Source organism: Geminicoccus sp. (genome assembly GCF_036263595.1).
Lineage (GTDB): Bacteria > Pseudomonadota > Alphaproteobacteria > Geminicoccales > Geminicoccaceae > Geminicoccus.
On the sequence record NZ_DATAGQ010000030.1, the window covers coordinates 1 to 3569 of the forward strand.

Genomic DNA, 3569 nt, shown 5'->3' on the forward strand with positions numbered 1-3569 from the left:
CGACTGCGCCTTCCTTGCGGAGCTGGTCCTGACCGGCCGGCTCGACGAGGACGAAGCGCACGAACTCGCGCATGACCTGGCCTATGGCCTCGCCAAGAAAGCCTACCGGCTTTGACCGGTTCATCAGGGAGAAGATCGATGCTTCGTCGCATGTTCCTTGGAGCCACCGCCGCGCTGGCCCTGCTGGCCGCCCATGGCGCCTCTGCGCAGGAGGAGATGATCCTGCGCTCGGCCGACATCCATCCGGACGGTTATCCGACCGTCGAGGCGGTCAAGTACATGGGCCAGCTGCTGGAGGAGAAGACCAACGGCCGGATCAAGGTCGAGGTCTTCCACTCCCGCCAGCTCGGCGAGGAGAAGGACACGATCGAGCAGACCCGGTTCGGCGTGATCGACATGAACCGCGTCAACCTGGCGCCGTTCAACAACCTCATCCCGCAGACCGTGGTCCCGGCCCTGCCCTTCGTGTTCCGCTCGATCGAGCACATGCACAAGGTGATGGACGGCGAGATCGGCAACGAGATCCTGGCAGCCTTCGAGGCGCACGACCTGGTCGCCTTGTGCTTCTACGACAGCGGTGCGCGGTCCTTCTACACGGTCAACAAGCCGATCCGCTCGTTCGCCGACATGCAGGGCCAGAAGATCCGCGTCCAGCAGTCCGACATGTGGCTGTCGATGATGCAGGCGCTCAAGGCCAACCCCACCCCCATGTCGTACGGCGAGGTCTACTCCGCCCTGCAGACCGGCGTGATCGACGGCGCGGAGAACAACTGGCCCTCCTTCGAATCCTCGAAGCATTACGAGGTCGCCAAGTTCTACACGCTGACCCAGCACTCGATGTCGCCGGAAGTCCTGACCATGTCGAAGGCGACCTGGGACAAGCTCACGCCCGAGGACCAGACGGCGGTGAAGGAGGCGGCCAAGGCATCGGTCGCCAAGATGCGCGAGCTCTGGGAAGCCCAGGAGAAGAAGTCCGAGGAGACCGTGCGCGCCGCCGGCGTTGAGGTGATCACCATCGACAAGCAGCCCTTCATCGACGCGATGGCACCGGTCTATGCCGAGTTCGCCAACACGGAGGAACTGAAGGACCTGGTCGCCCGCATCCAGGCCGTCCAGTAGGACCAGCCGCTCCGGATCGATCCCGTCGCCCTGACCGGGTGGCGGGCCCTGCCCTCCTGGCCGAGAGCCCTGCCCCGTGCGTTCCAATCTGCATCGCCTCGCAGCCTTGCTTCACCTGCTGTCGACGGCAGCGCTCTGGGTGGCCGGGGTGGGCCTCGTGGCCATGACCGCCGCCACCGCCTGGCAGGTGTTCGGCCGCTACGTCCTGAACAGTTCGCCGTCCTGGACGGAGCCTGTCTCGCTGATCCTGATGGGCTGGTTCATCTTCCTTGGTGCTGCCGCCGGCGTGCGCGAGGACACCCATCTGGGCTTCGACGTGCTGGTGACGGTCGTGCCGGCAAAGGTGGCGGTTGCCATGCGCTTCCTGTCCGACCTGGCCGTGATCGTGTTCGGTGCCGGCATGGCCTATTTCGGCGCCCTTCTCGCAGCCGGCACCTGGAGCGCCACGATCCCCGTGCTGCGGCTGCCCGGTACCGTGGAATATGTCTCGATCGTCCTGGGTGGCGTTCTCATCGCGCTGTTCGGGCTGGAGAAGCTGGTGCGCCGGCTGGCCGGCATGGCCCCGGCTCATGTCCCGGTGGACGAAGCACGCGCGGAGGAAGCCGTATGGAACTCCTGATCCTGTTCGGGACGTTCGTCCTCCTCCTCCTGATCGGCACGCCCGTCGCCTTCTGCCTGGGTGTCGCCTCGTTCGCGACCGCCTTCTATCTCGGCATGCCGCCGCTAATCGTCTTCCAGCGCCTGAGTTCCGGCGTTTCCAGCTTCGCCCTGATGGCGATCCCGTTCTTCATCTATGCCGGCGACCTGATGGTCCGTGGCGGGATTGCGGCCCGGCTGGTGCGCCTTGCCGGCTCGATCGTGGGACACCTGCGCGGCGGCCTGGGGCAGGTCAACATCGCCGCGTCGACCCTGTTCGGCGGCATCTCCGGCTCGGCCGTGGCGGATGCGTCCGCGATCGGCGGGCTGATGATCCCGCAGATGAAGGAGCGGGGCTACGACGTCGACTATGCGGTGAACGTGACGGTCACCAGCGCTGTGATCGCGCTCCTGATCCCGCCATCGCACAACATGATCATCTATTCGATCTCGGCCGGCGGCACGATCTCGATCGCCGACCTGTTCACGGCTGGCATCGTGCCTGGCCTGATGCTGGCCGCGGCGCTGATGCTGGCAGCCTGGTTCGTCGCCAGGCAGCGCGGCTATCCCGTCGAGCCATTCCCCGGCCTTGCGATGATCGCGCGGCTCGCCGTGGCAGCCATCCCGGGCATCCTCCTGATCGCCATCATCTTCGGCGGCGTCCGCTCCGGCGTGTTCACGGCCTCCGAGAGCTCCTGCATCGCGATCGTCTATGCCCTGGCGGTCACCGTGTTCGTGTACCGCTCCATGTCCTGGAGCGATTTCGTAGCTGCCACGCTCGGTGCCGTGCGCACCACCGCCATGGTGCTGCTCGTGATCGGCTGTGCGGCCGCGTTCGGCTGGTTGCTTGCCTACCTGCGGGTCCCGGCCGCGATGATCGCCTTCATGAAGACGATCTCGGAGAACCCGGTCGTCATCCTGCTCCTGATCAACGTGCTGCTCCTGTTCCTCGGCACGTTCATGGACATGTCGCCGCTCATCGTGATCACCACGCCGATCTTCCTGCCCGTGGTCACCGCCTATGGGATGGACCCCGTCCATTTCGGCGCGGTGCTGATCCTGAACCTCGGCATCGGCCTGTGCACGCCGCCGGTAGGCTCGGTCCTGTTCGTCGGCTGCGCGGTCGCCAAGATCCCGATCGCGCAGGCGGTCCGCACCATCTGGCCGTTCTACCTGAGCTCGGTCGTCGTGCTGCTGCTGGTCACCTACATCCCGGAGCTGTCGCTCTGGCTGCCGAGACTGTTCCATTGAGCGCCACGCTGGCGCGCAAGCCGAAGCTGGCGGCCAAGGTGGTCAGCGCCATCGAGCAGCGCATCGGCAATGGCGACCTGATGCCGGGCGACAAGCTGGAAACCGAGACCGAACTCGTCGCCCGCTTCGGGGTCAGCCGCACCGTCATCCGCGAGGCGGTCGCCGCGCTTGCGGCAAGCGGCCTCGTCGAGGCGCGCCAGGGTGCCGGCGTGTTCGTGCGCCAGCCGGCGGGGGGCGGATTCGGGAGGTTCCTGGCCGGTCTGGCCGGCCCGCTCGCGACCATGCTGAACGTCCTGGAACTCCGCCTGGCCGTCGAGGTCGAAGCCGCGGCACTCGCGGCCCAGCGTCGCTCTTCCGCCCAGGAGGCGATGATCCGCGAAACCTTCGTGGCGTTCGGCCGTGAGCTGCGCAGCGGCGCACCCACCCACGACGTCGACTTCGCCTTCCATCTTGCGGTAGCCAAGGCCACCAACAACCCCTTCTTCGTGGAATGCCTGACCGCGCTGGACCGCCACACCATCCCGCGTGCGCTGGTCAGCTCGGCCGAGCGGGAGGCGGCATCG

Annotated in this window: 4 protein-coding genes; all 4 read left to right on the plus strand. The window is 66.6% G+C overall.

Going from position 1 to position 3569, the window contains the following annotated elements; all coding sequences use genetic code 11:
* Positions 1 to 138 precede the first annotated feature (138 nt).
* Positions 139 to 1119, plus strand: a complete 981-nt coding sequence (locus tag VHL31_RS02015; protein ID WP_329659531.1) for a TRAP transporter substrate-binding protein — start codon at positions 139 to 141, stop codon at positions 1117 to 1119.
* Between the two features lie 76 nt (positions 1120 to 1195).
* Complete coding sequence (locus VHL31_RS02020) at positions 1196 to 1738, plus strand: TRAP transporter small permease (RefSeq protein WP_329659532.1); 543 nt, start codon at positions 1196 to 1198, stop codon at positions 1736 to 1738.
* The gene (locus tag VHL31_RS02025; RefSeq protein ID WP_329659533.1) at positions 1726 to 3006 is read left to right on the plus strand and encodes a TRAP transporter large permease; all 1281 of its coding nucleotides are present in this window, start codon (positions 1726 to 1728) and stop codon (positions 3004 to 3006) included. The genes VHL31_RS02020 and VHL31_RS02025 overlap by 13 nt, the downstream gene beginning before the upstream one ends.
* Positions 3003 to 3569, plus strand: a 567-nt coding sequence (locus VHL31_RS02030; RefSeq protein WP_329659534.1) for a FadR/GntR family transcriptional regulator, incomplete at its 3' end; no start/stop codon positions are given. The genes VHL31_RS02025 and VHL31_RS02030, both read left to right, overlap by 4 nt.